18 protein-coding genes are annotated in these 19,125 nt (G+C 67.1%); 10 read left to right on the forward strand and 8 right to left on the reverse strand.

Annotated elements, in window-relative coordinates; translation table 11 throughout:
- The first annotated feature begins 104 nt into the window (after positions 1-104).
- The gene (locus CE453_RS28400; RefSeq protein ID WP_157732873.1) at positions 105-281 is read left to right on the forward strand and encodes a hypothetical protein; all 177 of its coding nucleotides are present in this window, start codon (positions 105-107) and stop codon (positions 279-281) included.
- Positions 282-314: 33 nt separating this feature from the next.
- A complete protein-coding gene (locus CE453_RS02125; protein WP_472840972.1) occupies positions 315-911 on the forward strand; it encodes an SCO family protein in 597 nt (198 codons plus the stop codon).
- Here the strand turns inward: CE453_RS02125 and CE453_RS02130 are convergent.
- The 3 genes from CE453_RS02130 to CE453_RS02140 all read right to left on the reverse strand — a co-directional run bounded on the left by CE453_RS02130 (position 856) and on the right by CE453_RS02140 (position 4,810).
- On the reverse strand, positions 856-2,787 hold the full coding sequence (locus CE453_RS02130) for a glycosyltransferase (protein WP_089173094.1): 1,932 nt from the start codon (positions 2,785-2,787) through the stop codon (positions 856-858). The two genes, CE453_RS02125 and CE453_RS02130, sit on opposite strands and share 56 nt — an antisense overlap.
- A gap of 125 nt (positions 2,788-2,912) precedes the next feature.
- Positions 2,913-4,130, reverse strand: a complete 1,218-nt coding sequence (trpB, locus tag CE453_RS02135; RefSeq protein WP_089173095.1) for a tryptophan synthase subunit beta — start codon at positions 4,128-4,130, stop codon at positions 2,913-2,915.
- Positions 4,127-4,810, reverse strand: coding sequence for a phosphoribosylanthranilate isomerase (locus CE453_RS02140; RefSeq protein WP_089173096.1), 684 nt, complete (start codon positions 4,808-4,810; stop codon positions 4,127-4,129). The genes trpB and CE453_RS02140 overlap by 4 nt, the downstream gene beginning before the upstream one ends.
- Positions 4,811-4,935: 125 nt before the next feature.
- On the opposite strand from CE453_RS02140, the gene CE453_RS02145 reads away from it, so the two are divergent.
- The 3 genes from CE453_RS02145 (at position 4,936) to CE453_RS02155 (ending at position 9,282) form a co-directional block, all read left to right on the forward strand.
- Positions 4,936-6,222, forward strand: coding sequence for a TAXI family TRAP transporter solute-binding subunit (locus CE453_RS02145; protein ID WP_089173097.1), 1,287 nt, complete (start codon positions 4,936-4,938; stop codon positions 6,220-6,222).
- A gap of 163 nt (positions 6,223-6,385) precedes the next feature.
- Entirely contained in the window at positions 6,386-8,209 is a 1,824-nt protein-coding gene (typA, locus tag CE453_RS02150; RefSeq protein ID WP_089173098.1) for a translational GTPase TypA, read from the forward strand.
- Positions 8,210-8,349: 140 nt separating this feature from the next.
- Entirely contained in the window at positions 8,350-9,282 is a 933-nt protein-coding gene (locus tag CE453_RS02155; RefSeq protein WP_089173099.1) for an aldo/keto reductase, read from the forward strand.
- A 9-nt stretch (positions 9,283-9,291) separates the two neighbouring features.
- Here the strand turns inward: CE453_RS02155 and CE453_RS02160 are convergent, their stop codons facing one another.
- Positions 9,292-9,957 (reverse strand): nitroreductase family protein, encoded by a 666-nt coding sequence (locus CE453_RS02160; protein ID WP_472840973.1) that lies wholly within the window; start codon positions 9,955-9,957, stop codon positions 9,292-9,294.
- Between the two features lie 94 nt (positions 9,958-10,051).
- Between CE453_RS02160 and polA the strand changes: the two genes are divergently transcribed.
- The 4 genes from polA to CE453_RS02180 all read left to right on the forward strand — a co-directional run bounded on the left by polA (position 10,052) and on the right by CE453_RS02180 (position 15,546).
- Entirely contained in the window at positions 10,052-13,093 is a 3,042-nt protein-coding gene (gene polA, locus CE453_RS02165; protein WP_089177642.1) for a DNA polymerase I, read from the forward strand.
- A gap of 196 nt (positions 13,094-13,289) precedes the next feature.
- Positions 13,290-13,649 (forward strand): DUF883 C-terminal domain-containing protein, encoded by a 360-nt coding sequence (locus tag CE453_RS02170; RefSeq protein ID WP_089173101.1) that lies wholly within the window; start codon positions 13,290-13,292, stop codon positions 13,647-13,649.
- A 3-nt stretch (positions 13,650-13,652) separates the two neighbouring features.
- Complete coding sequence (locus tag CE453_RS02175) at positions 13,653-14,087, forward strand: hypothetical protein (protein ID WP_157732874.1); 435 nt, start codon at positions 13,653-13,655, stop codon at positions 14,085-14,087.
- A 79-nt stretch (positions 14,088-14,166) separates the two neighbouring features.
- Positions 14,167-15,546 carry a sensor histidine kinase gene (locus tag CE453_RS02180; protein WP_089173103.1) on the forward strand — a complete coding sequence of 460 codons (1,380 nt, stop codon included), beginning with the start codon at positions 14,167-14,169 and terminating at the stop codon, positions 15,544-15,546.
- 49 nt (positions 15,547-15,595) lie between these two features.
- Here the strand turns inward: CE453_RS02180 and CE453_RS02185 are convergent, their stop codons facing one another.
- Together CE453_RS02185 and CE453_RS02190 are read right to left on the reverse strand one after the other, a co-directional pair.
- The gene (locus CE453_RS02185; RefSeq protein ID WP_089173104.1) at positions 15,596-15,973 is read right to left on the reverse strand and encodes a response regulator; all 378 of its coding nucleotides are present in this window, start codon (positions 15,971-15,973) and stop codon (positions 15,596-15,598) included.
- Between the two features lie 153 nt (positions 15,974-16,126).
- Positions 16,127-16,615: a DUF992 domain-containing protein gene (locus tag CE453_RS02190; RefSeq protein ID WP_198302236.1), complete on the reverse strand. Its 489-nt coding sequence runs from the start codon at positions 16,613-16,615 to the stop codon at positions 16,127-16,129.
- 156 nt (positions 16,616-16,771) lie between these two features.
- On the opposite strand from CE453_RS02190, the gene CE453_RS02195 reads away from it, so the two are divergent.
- Entirely contained in the window at positions 16,772-16,972 is a 201-nt protein-coding gene (locus tag CE453_RS02195) for a hypothetical protein (protein ID WP_089173106.1), read from the forward strand.
- 26 nt (positions 16,973-16,998) lie between these two features.
- On the opposite strand, the gene CE453_RS02200 is transcribed toward CE453_RS02195, so the two are convergent.
- Positions 16,999-18,072, reverse strand: coding sequence for an extensin-like domain-containing protein (locus tag CE453_RS02200; protein ID WP_157732875.1), 1,074 nt, complete (start codon positions 18,070-18,072; stop codon positions 16,999-17,001).
- Between the two features lie 50 nt (positions 18,073-18,122).
- Positions 18,123-18,917 (reverse strand): response regulator, encoded by a 795-nt coding sequence (locus tag CE453_RS02205; protein ID WP_089173108.1) that lies wholly within the window; start codon positions 18,915-18,917, stop codon positions 18,123-18,125.
- Positions 18,918-19,125 lie beyond the last annotated feature (208 nt).

Genomic DNA, 19,125 nt, shown 5'->3' on the forward strand with positions numbered 1-19,125 from the left:
AGTGGCCGCGCGGGCCGGGACGCTCCCACGCCTGCCTGCCCGGCATGGCGGCCTGCGTCACCGGAGCGCTTTCAGCGTTTCGGGATCGGCGCTATTCTCGAAGCATGACCCAGACGGAGCATCCCTCCCGCGTCGAGGACGCCCGGCCCAGCCGAGGCGGCCTCCTGCTGCTCGGCGGCGGGGCTTTCGGCTTGCTGCTCGCCGGGCTGCTGCTGTGGTGGCGCGAGGGCAGCCTGCTGTTCACCGACGGTCTGATCGCCACCATCGTCGCCTGCTTCTAGCGGCCCGTCGCTCCTCTTGCCGGGATATCTTCCGTGAACCGCCGCCTCATCCTGCCCCTCGTCGTCTTCCTCGTCGGCGCGCTGGCGCTCGCCACAGCGGCGGTCATCACCTTCGCGCCCGGAAACCGCACGACCAGCAGCGGCACCGCGAGCGTCGGCGGCCCGTTCACCCTGACTACGCAGGACGGCAAGCCGCTCTCGGACACGGATCTACGAGGCTCGCCCTTCCTGGTCTTCTTCGGCTTCACCCATTGCCCCGATATCTGCCCGACGAAGCTCTTCGAGATTTCCGAAGCGCTGCGCGCCGCAGGAGACAGCGACAAGGCCAAGAAGCTGAGGGCCCTGTTCATCACGGTCGACCCCGAGCGCGATACGGTGGAGGCGATGAAGAGCTATCTCGGCTCCTTCGATCCGCGCATCATCGGCCTGACCGGCGACCGGGCGGCGATCGACGCGACGATCAAGGCCTACCGCGCCTACGCCAAGAAGACGCCGCTCAAGGACGGCGACTACACGATGGACCACACCGCGCTGGTCTATCTGATGGACAAGGACGGCAGCTTCGTCGGCGCCTTCAATATCGAGCAGACGCCCGAGCAGGCGGCGGCGGAGTGGCTGCGCCACTCATAGCCGCCTCGGCAACTGACTGCGGCGCGCGCCGGCGCGCCAGCCCATGCTCGGTCTTGTTCCAGGCGAAACGCCGGTTGAAATAATCGTAGAACGCCATCCAGGCCGCGACCGAGACCAGCCCGTAATAAAGTGGCAGCAGCGGCAGGAGCAGCAGCAGCCCCGGATCACGGCGGCGTAGCGCGCCGATCGCCGGCGGCAGGAAAAGCGCCAGCGTACCGAACAGCCAGATCGCCAGGGCAAAGGCCGAGGTCAGCGTGACGAGCGCATTGGCGGGAGCGAAGAGCGAGCCTTCCCAATAAGCGAAGACGGTCGCGACCGCGAAGATCGGATAGCCCAGCGCCGAGACGATCGTGCCCACCGCCAGCGAGGCGAAGGCGAAGGTCGCAGCAAAGCCGGCCTCGCGCAGCAGGCGCAGCGGCGCCCGGGCGTGCGTCACGGCCGTCTGCATGTAGCCCTTGATCCAGCGCGAGCGCTGCTTGAGCCAGGCCTTGAGCGTCACCGGCGCCTCCTCGCGCGTATCGGAAGGCAGGTCGCCGATGCGGTAACCGGCCCGGACCAGCCGCACCGCCAGGTCGGCATCCTCGGTAACGTTCCAGGCATCCCAGCCGCCGAGGGTGCGCAGCACTGCCGTGCGAAAATGGTTCGAGGTGCCGCCGAGCATGATCGGCAGTCCTGCCCGCAGCAGCCCCGGGTTGAGCACCTCGAACAGCCCGGCATATTCCAGGGCGAACAGGGCGGGCAGCAGGCCCTCCTCGGCATGATCGATCACCAGCCGCGCCTGGAGACAGGCCAGATCGTCGGGCGCGCGCGAAAACCGCGCCGCCGCCAGCCGCAATTGCTGCGGATCGGGAATATCCTCGGCGTCGAAGATGGTGAAAAGCGTCCCGCGCGCCTCGAGCAAGGCCAGGTTCAGCGCACGAGGCTTGGTGCGAGGCTGGCCGGGCGGAACGATCGTCACCGTGACGTGAGGCGGCAGGGACAGCCGTGCCAATTCGGCCTGCATGCCGGCATCATCGGCTTCGACCAGCAGGCGGATATCGAGCTTCGATGGCGGGTAGTCCAATTGCGACAGCGCCTTGAGCATCTGCCGCAGGACCGCCTCCTCCCGGTACATCGGCACGGCGACGGTATAGACCGGCAGGCGGCTATCGTCGGGACGCCAGCGCTGCGTGCGCCAGAGATCGGGCATGGCGCGCTCCATCGACGCCGCAAGCCGCAGCAGGATCAGCCCGAGAAAAAGCGGCCCGAGCAGCAATGCGACGGCGAAGAAGGTCTGGAGCGGGGCGAAGATGCCGCCGAGCGTCGCCGCGGCAAGGGCGATGCCGGTCGCCACGACCTGGCCACGACTGGCTCCCGTGCGGGCACTGTCACGGACGAGCCCGTCTTCGTCGAGCCCCGCCACGCGCTGCGCGAGCCGCGCCTCGTTGGCGCCCCGCAATGCGGCCGCGAACTGGGCCGGCGTGGTGACCGCGACGTCCTCGCGCTGCCGCGGCCCGGCCTCGAGCATGTGACGCAGCGCAGGCCCCTCGGGAGCGAGCACGAAACGGAAGCGTCGCGAAATCCTGCCCGCCGTCGGCGCAATGCCGCTGCGCAGGACGGACTCGTAAGTCCCGCCGGGGACGAGATCGAACGCTCCGGGGTGAAACGGCAGCCCGAGCTCGGCAGCGAGCGCGCGATAAAAGCCGTCCTTGTCGATCAGCCCCAGCGCAAGGAGCTCGCGGACGGGGTCGGTTCCATTGCGTCTGGCGCGCTGTGCGACGAGGGCGAGACTCGCGGGAGCAAACCCCTGGCGCGACAGGAACGCGATCTCGACAGGCAAGGCGGCAAAGCCGTAGCCCGGCGAAGCGGCAACGCTCTCCTGACCGTCGCCCCCCACGGCCCGGCCCCCTCGACGCAACACGATCCGGACGCCCAGCACGCCCGGATAACCTATGGTTGCATCTTTCCGTCAGGAGAGTCGAGGGAGCGGCGGTTCGACTTTCGGCCGGCCGCTGACGTCCGTCAGCGGCTCGCCAGAATCTCCGCGACCTGCGGGATATCCTTGTCGCCGCGGCCCGAGAGGTTGACCACCATCAGGTGATCCTTGGGCTTCTGCGGAGCGATTTCGGCGACGCGGGCGAGCGCGTGGGCGGACTCCAGCGCCGGAATGATGCCCTCCAGCCTGGAGATCAGCTGGAACGCCTCCAGCGCCTCCTCGTCCGTGGCGGAGAGATACTTCACCCGGCCGACATCGTGCAGCCAGGAATGCTCCGGCCCGATGCCGGGATAGTCGAGCCCGGCCGAGATCGAGTGGGCATCCTTGATCTGCCCGTCATCGTCCATCAGCAGGAAGGTGCGATTGCCGTGCAGCACGCCGGGACGGCCGCCGGTCAGCGAGGCCGCATGCAGCCCGCTCGGGACGCCATGGCCGGCCGCCTCGACGCCGTAGATCTCGACCGAGGGATCGTCGAGGAAGGGGTGGAACAGCCCCATCGCATTCGAGCCGCCGCCGATGCAGGCGATCAGCGAATCCGGCAGGCGGCCCTCGGCCTCCTGCATCTGCTCGCGGGTCTCCTTGCCGATGATCGACTGGAAATCACGCACCATCGCCGGATAGGGATGCGGACCGGCGACCGTGCCGATGCAGTAGAAGGTCGTCGCGACATTGGTCACCCAGTCGCGCAGCGCCTCGTTCATCGCATCCTTCAGCGTCTTGGTGCCGGATTCGACCGGCACGACGGTGGCGCCGAGCATCTGCATGCGAAAGACGTTGGGCGCCTGCCGGGCGACGTCGACCGCCCCCATATAGACGATGCATTCGAGGCCATAGCGGGCGCAGAGCGTCGCGGTCGCGACGCCATGCTGGCCGGCGCCGGTCTCGGCGATGATGCGCTTCTTGCCCATGCGCCGCGCCAGCAGGATCTGGCCGAGCACGTTGTTCACTTTGTGGGAGCCGGTGTGGTTCAGCTCCTCGCGCTTCAGATAGACCTTGGCGCCGCCGAAATGCTCGGTCAGGCGCTCGGCGAAATAGAGCGGCGACGGGCGGCCGACATAATGCTTCAGCCCATCCGCCATCTCGGCGTGATAGGCAGGGTCGGCCTTGGCGGCGTTATAGGCCTCTTCCAGCTCGAGGATGAGCGGCATCAGCGTCTCGGCCACGAAGCGACCACCGAACAGGCCGAAGCGGCCGTTCTCGTCCGGGCCGTTGCGGTAGCTGTTCGGGTTGGAAGAGGCGTTCATGCGCTCGAGCTTTCCTGTCCTGCCGCGGCGGCCTTGCGGGCCGCCGCGATGAATTCCGCGATCCGGGCCGGGTCCTTGACCCCCGGCGCGCTTTCGACACCCGAGGAGACGTCGACGCCCGCCGGCCGCGCGATGCCGATCGCCTGCGCGACATTGGCCGGATCGAGCCCGCCCGATAGCATGAAGCGCTGCGCAGGGTCGAGGCCGGCGAGCAGGCTCCAGTCGAAGGGCCTGCCATGCCCGCCGGGGAAGGCCGCATCCTTCGGCGGCTTGGCATCGAGCAGGATGCGGTCGGCGACGCTATGGTAAGCGCCGACAGCGGCAAGGTCGGCCGCCTCGGCGATACCGAGCGCCTTCATCACCGGCAGGCCGGTCGCGCGGCGCAGCGCAGCGACCTCGTCCGGCGTCTCGCGCCCATGAAGCTGCAGCCAGTCGGGCTTCAACGCCTCCGCGAGCTCAACCGCCCGCCGCTCGTCCCAATCGACGATCAGCACGACGATCTCGGTCTTCCCTCGTGCCATGGCGGCGAGCTCCCCGGCGCGCTCCAGGGTGACGAAGCGGGGGCTCTTCGGATGAAAGTTGAGCCCGATCATGTCCGCGCCGCCCGCCATGGCCGCTTCCAGCGTCTCTGGCGTCGACAGGCCGCAGATCTTGATCGCGAAGGAGGAGAGGTCGGTCATCGGCTCGCCTTTAGCACAGTCGCATCGTCTGCGCAGGCCGTCGCCGGCATGCCACACTTGCGACACGCTGGCGAAGGAAGCCATGGTGCGGAAGGGCGAAGACAAGGGGCGCGACAAGTTTCGCAATGCAGCGGGGCGTTTTGACCATTGCGGCGACCGTGCTCGCCCTCATCGGCCTCGCAGCCACAGGCTTCTATTTCTACAGCCAGCCACGCACGTTGCGCCTCGCCGTCGGGCCGATCGGCTCCGAGGACGCGCGTATGGCGGCCGCCTTCGTCCAGGGCCTGAATCGCGACAAGGCCGACGTCCGCATCCGGCTCGTGCTCACCGATGGAGCCGAAGACAGCGCCAAGAAGATCGATGCCGGCCAGGCCGATCTCGCCTTGCTCAGGGCCGATATCGCCATGCCCTCGACGGCCGACACCGTCCTGATCACGCGCCGGACCTATCCCTTCTTCATCACGACGAAGGAGACGGGGATCAGCCGCATCGCGGACCTGCGCGGGCGCAGGGTCGGGGTCACGCGCAACCCCGCCGGAAACACGACGCTGCTGAAACGGGTGCTGGCGCAGTACGAAGTCAGGCCCGAAGAGATCGAGATCGTCGGCCTGACGCAGGAGGAGATCGTCACGGCCCCCAAGGAGAAGCGCATCGACGCCTTCTTCTCGATCAACGCGGTCGGCAAGCACACCAACAATGACGGGTTGCGCCGGCTGCGTTCGGCCTGGGGGGAGGATCCCGTGCTGATCCCGATCCGCGAGGCCGATGCGCTGGCGGCCCATTATCGCTCGATCGAATCCGGAGAGATCGTGCGCGGCGCGCTGGGCGGCGACCCGCCCAGGCCGGCGGAGAGCCTGCAGACCATCTCGATCACCTCGCGCCTGGTCGCGGCGCAGAGCCTCGACGACACGCTCGTCGGCAACCTGACCAAGGATATTCTCGACCTGCGCCTGACATTGGCCACGGAGTTGCCGGCAATCCAGGCCCTGGAAACGCCAGCGACCGACAAGGACGCACCGTTGCCGGTCCATTCGGGCGCGGCCGCCTATATCGACGGCGAACAGGAAACCTTCTTCGACCGCTATGGCGACTGGTTCTATATCGGCGCCATGGTGCTCTCCGCGCTCGGCACGGGCGGGGCGGCGATCCTCGGCCGCGAGGGCGCCAACCGGCGCCGGCGCGCCATGGCCGGCCTCGACGAGCTCCTTGCCCTGCTCGCCGTCATCCGCTCCTGCGAGGACGAGACGGAATTGATGCGCCTGGGCCAGGAGGCCGATTTGATCCTCAGCCACGTGCTTGCCGACTACGCCAAGGGCGATCTCGACACCGCCGCGCTCGCCGCCTACCGCCTCGCCATCGACCAGGTCGGGCGGGCCGTCGCCGAGCGGCAGCGGGCGCTGGCGGAAGGCTGAAAAGCGCCTCGCGCATTCACCTTTCCGCATCGCCCGTGGTTGCCGAAAAGCCCGGCAGCGTTTATGTGCAGCGCAACGAATTCCAGATTCACGTGAAACGGGCTGCGCCGGCAGGGCATCGAACCTGACCGGCTCGTGGCCTTGAAAGCAAGGCCCTTAACGCATGTCCATGCGCAACATCGCCATCATCGCGCACGTCGACCATGGCAAGACGACCCTCGTCGACAAGCTGCTGCAGCAGTCCGGCGCCTTCCGCGAGAACCAGCGCGTCGCCGAACGCGTGATGGATTCCAACGACCTCGAGAAGGAGCGCGGCATCACAATCCTGGCCAAGGCGACGTCGGTCGTCTGGAAGGATACGCGCATCAACATCGTCGACACCCCCGGCCACGCCGATTTCGGCGGCGAGGTCGAGCGCATCCTGAACATGGTCGACTCGGCCATCGTGCTGGTCGACGCTGCCGAAGGCCCGATGCCGCAGACCAAGTTCGTGGTCTCGAAGGCGCTGAAGCTCGGCCTCAAGCCGATCGTCGCGATCAACAAGGTCGACAAGCCGGACGCGCGTACCCAGGAAGTCATCAACGAGGTCTTCGACCTCTTCGCCGCGCTCGACGCCACCGACGAGCAGCTCGACTTCCCGATCCTTTACGGCTCGGGCAAGCAGGGCTGGATGGCGGATTCGCCGGAAGGTCCGCAGGATCAGGGCCTGGCGCCGATGTACGACCTCATCCTGAAGCACGTTCCGGCGCCGAAGGTCGAGGACGGCCCGTTCCGCATGATCGGCACGCTGCTCGAGGCCAATCCCTATCTCGGCCGCATCATCACCGGCCGCGTCACCTCCGGCTCGGCCAAGCCGAACCAGACCATCAAGGTGCTCTCTGGCGACGGCTCGACCGTCGAGACCGGCCGCATCTCGAAGATCCTCGCCTTCCGCGGCCTCGAGCGCCAGCCGATCGAGGAAGCGGTCGCGGGCGACATCGTCTCGATCGCCGGACTGGTGAAGGGCACCGTCGCCGACACCTTCTGCGATCCGGCCGTTACCGAGCCGATCGAGGCCCAGCCGATCGATCCGCCGACCGTGTCGATGACCTTCTCGGTCAACGACTCGCCGCTCGCCGGCACCGAGGGCGACAAGGTCACCACCCGCGTCATCCGCGACCGCCTGTTCAAGGAGGCCGAAGGCAATGTCGCGCTGAAGATCGAGGAAGCCGCCGACAAGGACAGCTACATCGTCTCCGGCCGCGGCGAACTGCAGCTCGCGATCCTGATCGAGACGATGCGTCGCGAGGGCTTCGAGCTGGGCGTGTCGCGCCCCCGCGTCGTCTTCACCCGCGACGAGGCCGGCCAGCTGCTCGAGCCGATCGAGGAAGTCGTGATCGACGTCGACGAGGAGCATTCCGGCGTCGTCGTCCAGAAGATGTCCGAGCGGAAGGCCGACATGCTGGAGATGCGGCCCTCCGGCGGCAACCGCCAGCGCCTCGTCTTCCATGCGCCGACCCGCGGCCTGATCGGCTACCAGGGCGAGCTGCTGACCGACACGCGCGGCACCGCGATCATGAACCGGCTGTTCCACGCCTACATGCCCTACAAGGGCGAGATCGCCGGCCGCCGCAACGGCGTGCTGATCGCGATGGAGACCGGCGAGGCTGTCGCCTACGCTCTCTGGAACCTGGAAGACCGCGGCCCGATGATGATCGAGCCGGGCTGGAAGGTGTATCAGGGCATGATCGTCGGCGAGCACACCCGCGAGAACGATCTCGAGGTGAACGTGCTCAAGGGCAAGAAGCTCACCAACATCCGCACCACGTCGAAGGATGAGGCGGTGCGCCTGACCCCGCCGATCCGCATGACGCTGGAGCGCTCGCTGGCCTGGATCGACGACGACGAGCTCGTCGAGGTCACGCCGAAGTCGATCCGCCTGCGCAAGGGCATCCTCGATCCGAACGAGCGCAAGCGCGCCCAGAAGCAGAAGGCCGAAGTGGCCTGAGATCCGATGCCCGGGCGCAAGCCCGGGCATTCTTCTTTTGGGATCTGCGCCCAGCGCAGCCCGCGAATGATGCCTGCGACGATTGCCCTCGCATCCGTGCTCTGATCCTCTGCCCGCCTCTCAGGGGAAGGATCATCGCCATGCAGTTCCGCAATCTCGGCCGCTCGGGCCTGCGCGTCTCGCTCGTCGGCCTCGGCTGCAACAATTTCGGCGGCCGCATCGACCTCGACGCGACGCGCAAGGTCGTCGACGCCGCCATCGAGCACGGCATCACCCTCTTCGACACCGCCGACATCTATGGCGAGAAGGGCGGCTCGGAGACCACGCTCGGCCAGGTACTGGGCACGCGCCGCAAGGACATCGTGCTCGCCTCCAAATTCGGCATGAAGATGTTTCATGGCGGCGAAGGCGGCTCGCGCCGCTACATCATGAGCGCAGTCGAGGAATCGCTGCAGCGCCTCCAGACCGACTGGATCGACCTCTATCAGTTCCACAAGCCCGACCCGCTGACGCCGATCGACGAGACGCTGCGGGCGATGGAAGACCTCGTGACGCAGGGCAAGGTCCGCTATATCGGCTGCTCGAACATGGTCGCCTGGCAGATCGCCGATGCGCAGTGGACGGCGCGCGACCTCGGCCTTTCCGGCTTCGCCTCCGCGCAGGACGAGTACAGCCTGCTGAAGCGCGGCGCCGAGAAGGACCTAATCCCGGCCATCGCCCATTATGGCATGGGGCTGCTGCCCTATTTCCCGCTCGCCAACGGCGCGCTGACCGGCAAGTACAAGCGCGGCGCGGCGATGCCGGAAGGCGCGCGCCTGACCAAGCTGCCGGAGCGCGCCGGCCAGATCTTCAGCGAGGACAACTGGCGCAAGATCGAGGGGCTGACCGCATTCGCCGAGCAGCGCGGCCACAGCCTGGTCGAGCTCGCCTTCTCCTGGCTCGCGGCCCAACCCGTCGTCTCGAGCGTCATCGCCGGCGCGACCAAGCCGGAGCAGATCGCGGCCAACGTCAAGGCGGCGGACTGGGCGCTCAGCAAGGAAGATCTCGCCGAGATCGACAAGATCACCGCTTAAGACCGGTCTTCACAGGAAGCTTGCGATCTCCTCCAGCGGCTTCTTGCCGATGGCGGGGACGAGGCAATCCTCCTTCGGGTAGCCGACGACGAGCAGGATCAGCGCCTTCTCGTTGTCGGGCCGCCCGCAAATCTGGTTGAGGAAGTTCATCGGCGCCGGCGTATGCGTCAGCGTCGCCAGCCCGACGTCGTGCAGGGCGGCGATCAGGAAGCCGGTGGCGATGCCGACCGATTCCGGCACGTAATAGTGCTTCACCTTGTTGCCCTGCGCGTCATAGCCCCAGCGCTGGGCGAAGATGGCGATCAGCCAGGGCGCGGTCTCCAGGAAGGGCTTGTTCTCGTCCGTTCCGAGATGGGCGAGTGCATCCAGCCATTCCTCGCCGGCGCGGCCGGCATAGAAGGCGCGCTCCTCCTCCTCGGCGCCCGCTCGGATGAGCTTCTTGCGCTCCGGATCGGAGATGCAGACGAAGGTCCAGGGCTGCTGGTTGGCGCCGGAAGGGGCCGTGCCGGCGACGCGCACCGCGGTCTCGATCAGTTCGCGCGGCACCGGCCTGTCGGAATAGTCGCGCACGGTGCGGCGCTTGCGCATGCGGGCGAGGAAAGCCTCGGCGCGCGGCTGCATCTCGGCCTCGGGAACACCCTCGAAGACCAGAGGCATGGTGACATAGGGACTCACGGCGTTTCGCTCCTGACGTGTTTTGGTGAGCTTGCTGCGAATCGCGGGCGGGATGCAATGGACCGGCCGCGCGCGCCCGCTTATGGTCCCCGCCATGAGCGATAAAGCTGCAACCGCCCCCGCCCTGAAGCCCGGCGACCATCTCTTTCTGGTCGACGGCTCGAACTTCATCTTCCGGGCCTATTTCCAGTCGATCAACCAGGACCGGAAATACAATGCCCGTTCCGACGGGCTACCCTCCGGCGCCGTCCGGCTTTTCGCGACGAAGCTCTTCCAGTTCGTGCGCGACGGTGTGCTCGGCGTCAGGCCGACCCATCTCGCCATCGTCTTCGACAAGTCCGAGAACTCGTTCCGCAAGGCGATCTATCCGGCCTACAAAGGCAACCGCTCCGATCCGCCAGCCGATCTCATTCCGCAGTTCCCGCTGATGCGCGAGGCGGTGCGCGCCTTCGGACTGATCCCGGTCGAGCAGGACGTCTACGAGGCCGACGACCTGATCGCGACCTATGCCAAGCAGGCGCGCGAAGCCGGCGCCGACGTGCTGATCGTCTCGGCCGACAAGGATCTGATGCAGCTCGTGCGGCCCGGCGTCGCCATGTACGACCCCGCCTCCGGCGACCAGAAGAAGGGCGCGGGCTTCCGGGCCGAGCGCCGCATCGGCGAGCCTGAGGTGGTCGAGTATTTCGGCGTGACGCCCGACAAGGTCACCGACGTGCAGGCGCTTGCCGGCGACGCGACCGACAACGTGCCGGGCGCACCGGGCATCGGCATCAAGACGGCGGCGCAGCTCATCGGCGAATATGGCGATCTCGAAAGCCTGCTGGCGCGGGCCGGAGAGATCAAGCAGCCGAAGCGCCGCGAGACGCTGACCAACCCCGAGGTCATCGAGAAGGTCCGCATCTCGCACAAGCTCGTCACGCTGGTCGACGACGTCGCGGTCGAGACGCCGCTGGAAACCCTCACGCTGGAGCAGCCCGACCCGGCCAAGCTGATCGCCTTCCTCAAGGCGATGGAATTCACCACCATCACTAAGCGCGTCGCCGAGGCCTATGAGGCCGATGTCGGCGCCGTCGATGCCGATCCGGCGCTGGCGCCGGGCGGTTCGCGCGCCGCCGAACTCAAGGCGCTCTATGCCGGCGCCGACGCGATCGAGGACGCCGTCTCCGATGTGACACCCGCTGCATCCTCCCCGGTCGCGACGGTGCCAGCTGCGACCGGCGGCGATGCGGGCTGGATGAAGCCGGGCGATCTCGCCGTCGCCCGCAAGAACGAGGCAATCGCCGCCAAGATCGACCGCTCGACATATGAATGCGTGCGGACGCTCGCCGACCTCGAACGCTGGATCGGCTGGGCCTACGAAGCCGGCCATGTCGCGCTCGATACCGAGACCAATTCGCTGGACGCCATGCAGGCAGATCTCGTCGGCATCTCGCTTGCCGTGGCACCGGGCCGCGCCTGTTACATCCCTCTCCAGCATCGCGCGGGCGATGGCGGGCTTTTCGACGAAGGCCTGCTGCCGGATCAGATCCCGCTGACGCAGGCGGTGGCGGCACTGAAGCCGCTGATGGCGGATGCCGGCGTGCTCAAGATCGGCCAGAACCTGAAATACGATCTGCTCGTGCTGCAGCGTCACGGGCTCACCGTGTCCGGGATCGAGGACACGATGCTGATCTCCTACGCGCTCGATGCCGGCAGCAACAGCCACGGCATGGACAAGCTCTCGGAGCTGCATCTCGGCCACGAGACGATTCCCTATGCGCAGGTCGCCGGCAGCGGCAAATCGCAGATCACCTTCGACAAGGTGCCGCTCGACAAGGCGACCGACTACGCCGCCGAGGACGCCGACATCACGCTGCGTCTCTGGCTCGCGCTGAAGCCGCGCCTCGCCGCCGAGAAGAAGACCACCGTCTACGAGGTGCTGGAACGGCCGATGGTCGCCGTGCTCGCCAGTATGGAGACGCGCGGCATCGCCATCGACCGGCAGATCCTGTCGCGCCTGTCCGGCGATTTCGCGCAGGGGCTGGCCCGGCTGGAGGACGAGATCTACGAGCTCGCCGGCGAGAAGTTCACGATCGGTAGCCCGAAGCAGCTCGGCGACATCCTGTTCGGCAAGATGGGGCTGGAAGGCGCCAAGAAGACCGCGACCGGCCAATGGGCGACGGGCGCCGGCGTTCTGGAAGACCTCGCCGAGCAGGGCCATGCGCTGCCCTCCAAGATCCTGGAATGGCGCCAGCTCGCCAAGCTGAAATCGACCTATACCGACTCGCTGCCGGCCTATGTGAATCCGCAGACCAACCGGGTCCACACCTCCTATGCGCTGGCCGCGACCACGACGGGGCGGCTCTCCTCCTCCGAGCCCAACCTGCAGAACATCCCGATCCGCACCGAGGCCGGACGCAAGATCAGGACGGCCTTCGTGCCGGAACCCGGCTTCAAGCTGGTCTCGGCCGACTACAGCCAGATCGAGCTGCGCCTGCTCGCCCATATCGCCGAGATCCCGCAGCTCCGGCAGGCTTTCGCCGACGGCATCGACATCCACGCAATGACGGCCTCCGAGATGTTCGGCGTACCGGTTCAGGGTATGCCGAGCGAGGTGCGCCGCCGCGCCAAGGCGATCAATTTCGGCATCATCTACGGCATCTCGGCCTTCGGCCTCGCCAACCAGCTCGGCATCGGGCGGGAGGAGGCCAGCGCCTATATCCGCAAGTATTTCGAGCGTTTTCCCGGCATCCGCGACTACATGGACCAGACCAAGACGCATGTGCGCGCCCATGGCCAGGTCACCACGATCTTCGGTCGCGTCTGCCATTTCCCGGCAGTCGCCTCGAAGAACCCGTCCGAGCGTGCCTTTGTCGAGCGGCAAGCGATCAACGCGCCGATCCAAGGCTCCGCCGCCGACATCATCCGCCGCGCCATGATCCGCATGGATGCAGCGCTCACGGCCGAACGGCTCAATGCGCGGATGCTGCTGCAGGTGCATGACGAACTGGTCTTCGAGGTTCCCGATGCGGAGGTCGAGAAGACCCTGCCGGTGATCGAGAGGGTGATGGTCGAGGCACCCCACCCTGCGGTGCAGCTGCGGGTCCCCCTCGCCGTCGAGGCCCGCGCCGCTGGCAACTGGGACGAGGCTCACTGAGGCCGCCATTCCCCGATCTTACGGCGCCCGCCAAGCGGACACCAAAGGCAGGCGAGCCGGTTCCCTGACGGAACAGAAACGGGGGCGCCCGCGTTGGCGCCACGAAGGAGGCTTGCGCCAAGCGAGTCTCTTGCGGCGAGCGGCCGGTCCGGCCACCATCGCGCCGCACGGTATCGAGCGACAGGGAACGAGCGTCATGGCGAGAGCGACATCTTCGAAACGTTCGGCGGCCGCGGCTGCCAAGAGCGCCAAGGCCGAAATCGAAGCCGGCGCCGAGGATGTCGCGGCGGAAGCACGTCGCGCCGGTGCCCGGGCCAAGCGGCAGGCCAGCGCCCTCGAAGAGACCTTGACCCGCAGCGCCGAGGACATCGCCGCGACCGTCAGCGACCGCCTGCGCGCGGTCGGCGTCGATACCGACCGGATGGCCGATGTCGCCAGAGAGCAGGCGAGCGAGCTGCAGAAGCTGATCGAGGACGAGATCCGCGAGCGGCCCCTGCGAGCCCTGGGTCTGGCTGCCGCCGTCGGCCTCTTCGTCGGCTATCTTTCGGCGCGCTAGCCCATGCTCGGGGGGCTCGGATCCTTCATCGCTTCGGAAGTCTCCGGAACGGTGAAACGCAATGCGACAGTCATCGGCCTGTTCGCCTTCGCCGCGCTGCTGCTGGTCTGCGCCGGGGGCTACGCACTCAGCGCGCTGCACACCGTCCTGGCGGAGCGCTACGGTGCGGTTGCGGCCAGCCTCTGGATCGCAGGTGGGCTCGCCGCCACCGCGCTGATCGCGTTCTGCATCGGCCTCTTCGTCAAGAACCGCCCGCGCCCGCCGCGACCGGTTGCCGCGACCGCAGCGCTGGCCGCAGCGCCGCTCGCCGCCCGGATGCTGACCTCGAAGACCGGCTGGCGTGTGGTCGCGCTGGCGGGGATCGGCGTGCTGGGAACCATCCTCGGCCGCCAGCTTTTCTCGGGCTCCGACGACGGCGAGGGTGGGGACGAAGCCTGACGCCGATTCCGGCTTCAGGGTGGACGCGACCCGTCTTTTTACATAGGGATGCCATCCTGTGTCCTGTAACAGGATAGGCATGTCTGCTCTGGCGAGGCCCCGCAACCGCTTGCCGTTTCCCGCGTTTCCGAGGCTGGGCGCCCGCTTGCGCTCGGCGACCGTCACGATCATCGCGATCAGTGTCGTCGCCATCGCGGTCATCCTGGCGGCCTGGATCAATCTGCAGGCGCGCCGCGCCGCGGACAGCGTTTCGCATGCGATCGAGATCCGCGAACGGGCGGAACGCTTCCTGGGCCGGGTCCGTGATGCCGAGACCGGGCAGCGCGGCTATCTGCTCACCGGCCAGGCCGCCTATCTCGAACCCTTCACCGAAGGCAGTGCTGCGGCCGTCCCGGAGCTCGAGGTGCTCGCGGCGCTGGTCGACGCCGACCCCGCCCAGAAGCAGCGGGCCGCGACGCTACGCGAGGCGACGCTCACGAAGCTCGCGGAACTGAACCAGACCGTGGAACTCGCGCGCAACGGTCGCCGCGACGAAGCCATCGCCGTGCTTCGCGACGGGCCCGGCGTCGCCACCATGGACAAGCTGCGCGATCTCGTCGGGGAGATCCAGCAAGCGGAGAATATCCGTCTGCGCTCGCTTTATCGCCGCGAGGAACGCCGCCGCCTGTGGGGAAGCAGCGGCATCGTCGTCGCCCTCGCCGGGCTCGCCTTCGCCGCGTGGCAGGTGCTGCGCAGGCGACAGCGCCGCAGCACGCAACTCGCGGTCAGCAATGCCGAGCTGGAGCAGATCGTCAGCGACCGCACCCGGGAGCTCGAAAGCGAGCGCCTGCGCATCGAAGCCCTGCTGCGCGACGTCAACCACCGCGTCGGTAACAACCTCGCCATGGTGTCGGCACTGCTGAACGTACAGAGCCGCCAGACCCGCGAGCCAGCGGTCAAGGCAGCGCTGGCGCAGGCGCAATCCCGCATCCAAGCGATCGCCGCCGGGCAAAGGCGGCTGCGTCTCGACATCGAGACCGACGCGATCGATGCACGACCCTATATGGAGGATCTCCTCGCCGAGATCGGAAAATCAGCCGAGGGGCGGCCGATCTCGATCAATCTCGATATGGATTCGATCAGGCTGCCCGGGCGGGACGCCGTCTCCTACGTCGTCATCGTCAACGAACTCGTCACCAACGCGATCAAGCATGCCTTCCCGGACGGCATGACCGGGCAGATCGCGATCCGCCTGGCCCGCGTCGAGCAGGAGGGCGAGCCAGCCCTGTCGCTCTCGATCGAGGACGATGGGGTCGGCATGCCGGCGGAAATCCAGAACAAGGGGCTCGGCCAGACCGTGATCGCGAGCCTGCTTCGCAGCATGCGCGCGACAATGACGTCCCAGCCGCTTCATCCCGGCAGCGAACGCCCCGGAACCCGCGTCACGGTGATTTTCCCGAAGCGCGACAGCGCAGCTTGAGTTAGCCGAGAGCGGCTTTTCGCCCGGTCCTCTGGTGAATTCTGAAGCTTCAGGCCATGCTCTTGCGGCCCAGCCCCCCAATCGCCGCCATGACGAAGGCTGCGACCTCGCGCGTCGAGAAAGGCTTGCGCAGAAAGCGGGCCTGCCGCAAAGGCTTCGGCACCTCATGCGGCGCGGAACCGGACACAAAGGCGAAGGGGATGCCGGTCCTCTGCAGCGCATCCGCGACCTCGAAGGTCTTGCCATCGAGAACATCGATATCGAGCAGAGCGCAGGAGAGCTGGCCGGCAGCCTCCCGCCGCGCCTGGGCGACCGACTCGACGACGATCAGCTCCGCCCGGTCACCGAGCTGTTCGGCCACGGCCGCCTCGATGTCCATGGCGATGAACGGGTCGTCTTCGACAATGAGAACGCGGATATCAGCCATCGAACGGCTTTCTTACTCACTTCAACCTGCTACCCCCAACGTAACAGGCAGACCGATGTTCCTGATCTTACGCGGATTCGGCCCTGGTTACGTCCCATTTGATTCAATTTTGCGGAGACAAGGTTAGCGAAGCGTAAGCGATCGCTCCGGCCGTCAGCGCCGACGGCCGGCAGGGGCGAGCGTCAGCTCGAACTGCGTCACGCCGACGGCGACATTGAAGCCGCGCGTCGTTTGAACCACCCGCGGCCGCAGCGTGACCTTGTCCTCCTCGCCGCCGACGAGCGCGGATCCGCCCGTGCCGGCTCCGGGAGGGGACGACGCGGCGTAACGTCCGTTCAAAGCCCCCAGCGGCGCGCGCGCATAGGGTCCGTAGACATGCCAGGCCATGGTGGTCCCGCGGATCGTGCCGAGATCGAGGCCGAATTGACGGACGATGCCGGTATAGTGCTGCGTCGGCCCCCGGCGCGGCCTGAAACGGCAATCGAGCGGTCGCTGCGATTTGATGCTGGCGCCCAGGGCCGTCCCGATCGAGCAAGACAAGCGCCCGGTCGGAGGCCCCGACTGGGCCAGTGCCGGAGCGGCCGAAAGGCAGGCAAAGGCCGCTGCTGCGCCCAGGCACCAGCGGGAATATCGAATGCTCATGTTGATTGCTCCCGCGAGGTGACCGAACGAAAACGCCTCAAGATGCCCACAGTTCCGGCTTAATGGAACCACCGAGACCTTGTTGCGTTGCGGCTTCATCTTGGCATGGGAATGTCGATGTCCGTGAGTCGCCTGCGGGGAGAAACCCCAACAATCATGAACCCGGCCGGCGGGGACGTCGTGCCTGTGCCACCGTTCTGGGAACTCGAGGACCTGATTGCGACCGGGCTCACACTCGACGACGCCCTGCTGATCATGGCCGCACGCCGCGCCGAGCTGATGCTGGTCGACGCCGACAAGCCGGACCGGCGCTCCTTCCAGCGGCTTGCCGCCTGGCGTTTCGGGCTGACGTTCTGATCCAGCCGCCGGCACCAGTCTTCCCCCTATTGGCAAAAGCGCGAGGCGCGCGAGCGCCGCTCCTGAATATCGACATGCAGGTGATTGGCGTGGGCGGCATCGGAGCCAGGGCCAAGCGCCGTCATGAAGGCGCCGCAGGCCGATTGGCGCACCGCGGTCAGAAAGCTGTTCTGCGCCAGCCCCATCGGTTTCTCGACCGCGACCTGAACCGCGGTCTTTCCCTCGCCTATCCGGAACGCGAAGATGTCGAGCGCCTTGCCGGTCGCATGCTCGCTGACGGGCCCGGCCGATGCCCTGTTGCGTCGCCGGCACTCATGCCCGCCACCAACGCGCAGGCTGGTCAAGTCATTGTCGAAATGCCCCCGAGCCAGTGGCTGGACGCTGTCGCCGAGCCAGTCGGCTACAGCCTTCGCCATCGCGCAGCCGAGCGTCACGGGCGGCTCGAAGGCAACGATCTGCGCCTTTCCCGACGCGCGCAGCGCGAGCGCCTTCACGACGACCGGCTCGCTGACGCGGCAGGCCGGCTCGCCCTGCGCGAGCTTCGGATCGGCGGCCTCGATGTTGTTGCCCGGTATCGTCTTGAGCCGAGCGAGACATGAATCGCCACCCCTGTCGGTGCTGGGCTCGGCTCGCTCGGCTGGACCTGGTTGCGCCGCCCCTCCGGACTCAGCCGGGCGCTGAACCGGCCTGTCGAGGACGGGCGCGCCAAACTCTACAGGCCGCCTCGGCGGAAGCTGCAGCGACAGCGCGGGCTCTACAGGTTTTTCCTGCGCGACAGCAAACACATCCCCGAGAAGGACGGTCACACTACAGAGCAGCAAAATCCGGAGGAGCCTGCGTCCGCGCCGGTTCAGCCATCCAGGGCCGAGGCGCTCGCGACCGCAATGCTCGTCAAGGCTGCAAGCACCAGCGAGAGAAGCTCGCTGGTGAATGCACCGGGCTGCACGGTCCCCGAATACAACGCCGCGGCGACCGAAACAGCGCCTGCGGCGGTAGCCATGAACGTCGTCGCCATGGTCCACACCCTCCCCAACTGCACGCCAACCCGACATGAAGTCGCGAACGCCTGATTGCGAGGCTTGTTCCGCGGCCTTCGTCAAAAGAGGCCCCGCATCTCGGGCGCGGAGCCGATCGTGTTGCAAAACGGCGGCTATGCCGCCTTCCGGCCAGCCCGGCGATCGAAGAACAGCGCCTGGCTGATCGCCGCCTTCACCGCTTCCGGCTGGAACGGCTTGGTGATGAGGAAGGCCGGCTCAGGCCTGTCGCCCGTCAGGAGCCGCTCGGGGTAGGCGGTGATGAAGATCACCGGCACGTCGATCGAGGTCAGGATCTCATTCACGGCATCCAAGCCGGAGCTGCCATCGGCGAGCTGGATATCCGCAAGCACCAGCCCCGGACGCTTCTTGCCAACGAGGGCGATCGCCTCGCGCTGGGTCCGGGCGACGCCGGTGACGCTGTGGCCGAGCTCCTCGACCATCGTCTCGATGTCGAGCGCGATGATCGGCTCATCCTCGATGATCAGGACATCCGTCGCGACCTGCTCGGCGATTTCCTGGCCCGCGGTCTGGACCAAGGCCGCGGCGTCCGCAGCCGAGACCTGCATGATGGCGGCAACCTCGTCGATCGAGAAGCCTTCCACCGTGCGCAGCAGGAAGGCCTGCCGCGGGCGCGGCGTCAGCGCCTCGAGGTTGCGCTCGGCCGACGAGCGCCCGAGCTCGACCACCGGCTCGCTCGTGTCGAGTCCGACCGAGGACCAGAGCTTCAGAAAGACCCGGTAGAGCCCGATGCGCGGGTCGATGTCGCGCGGAAAGCCGGAGGGGTCCGCGACGAGCGCTTCCAGCATGGCGACGACATGAGCGTCTCCGCTGGCTTGCGTGCCGCTGAGCGCGCGCGCGAAACGGCGCAGATAGGGCAGGTAAGGCGCAATTTCCTTGGCAATCGACATTAATGCGTCCTTTTTATCGTGCGCGCATAATGGCTTAGGCCTTGCAAGAGACAAGCGATTTATTTTTGCACGCGATGGGAACATTTCGATGTGACGCCGGTTTAAAAGGCGTATTGGTGTCGCCATCGCCATCCGGGATCGGCTCCGCCATCATTGGAACTCTGGATCCGGGACCTGCTGGAAAAGCAGGCCTGGCTTTGGCGCGAGG

It is taken from the genome of Bosea sp. AS-1 (assembly GCF_002220095.1).
In the GTDB taxonomy this organism is placed as follows: domain Bacteria; phylum Pseudomonadota; class Alphaproteobacteria; order Rhizobiales; family Beijerinckiaceae; genus Allobosea.